This is a genomic window from Agrobacterium sp. ST15.13.015 (assembly GCF_027871645.1).
Lineage (GTDB): Bacteria > Pseudomonadota > Alphaproteobacteria > Rhizobiales > Rhizobiaceae > Agrobacterium > Agrobacterium leguminum.
The window spans coordinates 1-1,108 of record NZ_JAQAHF010000049.1 but is presented as its reverse complement, the minus strand read 5'-3'; the positions used below and the strand labels follow the sequence as shown (position 1 = coordinate 1,108).

At 59.8% G+C, this 1,108-nt stretch carries 2 protein-coding genes and 1 pseudogene; all 3 read left to right on the top strand.

Features of this window, described 5'->3' with window-relative positions:
• Positions 1-254: DUF2177 family protein (locus PIB16_RS26670; RefSeq protein WP_271046677.1), on the top strand; the 254-nt coding region annotated here is incomplete at its 5' end.
• Positions 255-394: 140 nt separating this feature from the next.
• Complete coding sequence (locus tag PIB16_RS26665) at positions 395-937, top strand: sigma-70 family RNA polymerase sigma factor (RefSeq protein ID WP_065656274.1); 543 nt, start codon at positions 395-397, stop codon at positions 935-937.
• Positions 934-1,108: pseudogene (locus tag PIB16_RS26745) on the top strand (anti-sigma factor); the annotation flags it as partial. The gene PIB16_RS26665 and the pseudogene PIB16_RS26745, both read left to right, overlap by 4 nt.

Genomic DNA, 1,108 nt, shown 5'->3' with positions numbered 1-1,108 from the left:
TGACCTTTCTTGCGGTTCGCCCGGCCTTTCAGACAGGAGAATGGACGACCGCGCTGCTCTATGGCGCAGTGGTCGGCTTCATGGCCTATGCCACTTACGACCTGACCAATCAGGCGACGCTCAAAAGCTGGTCCACGACCCTGACCGTCGCCGATCTTCTATGGGGAACCTTCGTCTCCGCGGCAGCGGCTACAATCGGCTATTTCCTCACGGTGCGGCTGGTCGGCCCGCTGGAAAATCCGACGGGCCTGTGATGACGACATCCCCTCTTACCGGCCGCTTAAGTGCGATAACCCTGCGGCCCAGTCGTTGCCAGGTTCGCAGCATGAGCATGCATCTCTTGTCTTCCTGCGAAATACGATCCTATAAAGGAGGCGCAGCAAGGAAGGTTCGAATGCAGGGCACAGAGATCGCAAGCCTTATTAACCGCGTCGGCATGGGTGATCGTTCAGCATTCGTCTCGCTTTATCAGGCAACCAGTCCGAAGCTTTTCGCGATCTGCCTGAAAATCCTGCGTGACAGAACGGAAGCCGAGGAGGCGCTGCAGGAAATCTATATCAAGGTCTGGCAGCGGGCCCGGACATTTGCCGCGAGCGCCGGCAAACCCGCCACATGGCTTGCCGCCATTGCCCGCAATCATGCAATAGACACGATCCGCGCCCGCAAGCCCATAACCGACGACATCGAGGAAGCCTACGATCTTGCCGACGAGAGCGCCCGCGATCCTGAGCAGCAGATCGTTCTCGCCGATGAAGGCCGCAGGATCGAAGCCTGCATGCGCGAGCTTGAGACCGTACACGCGCAGGCGGTGCGTCGGGCCTATGTCGAGGGCTTGAGCTATCTCGAACTCGCCGAAGAATTGCGGGTGCCGCTCAACACGGTCAGAACCTGGCTGCGACGCAGTCTTCTCAAACTCAGAGAGTGCATGCAGCGATGACAACGGGCGAACAGAGCGGCGGCAAGCATTCGCACGACGACATCCTCGCCGGTGAATATGTCCTGGGCGTGCTGCCGCTCGAAAAGCGCCGTGAACTGGAACGACGCATGCAGGACGACGCGGCCTTCGCACAGCTGGTGCAGCGCTGGGAGGCGGAATTTTCCGACTTCA